We start from the raw sequence: 263 nt of genomic DNA, 5'->3' as shown, positions 1-263 counted from the left end.
GCCCTAGATCGACGATCCAGTCGGCGGTTTTGATCACGTCCAGGTTATGCTCGATGACCACGATGGTATTGCCCTGATCGCGCAGCTGATGCAGTACCGCCAACAGCTGTTGGATATCGGCGAAGTGCAGACCGGTGGTCGGCTCGTCGAGAATATACAGCGTCTGGCCGGTGCCGCGTTTCGACAGCTCGCGCGCCAGCTTGACGCGCTGCGCCTCACCGCCGGAGAGCGTGGTGGCCGACTGGCCGAGGCGGATGTAGGAC

1 protein-coding gene is annotated in these 263 nt (G+C 62.7%); it reads right to left on the bottom strand.

All coding sequences use genetic code 11. From position 1 onward, the window contains the following. Window positions 1–263, bottom strand: a 263-nt coding sequence (locus tag AC4IFT_RS22535) for an ATP-binding cassette domain-containing protein (RefSeq protein WP_490752967.1), incomplete at both ends; no start/stop codon positions are given.

The sequence above is a fragment of the Providencia sp. UF-183 genome, from assembly GCF_058246155.1.
This window is presented reverse-complemented; position numbering and strand designations above follow the sequence as displayed.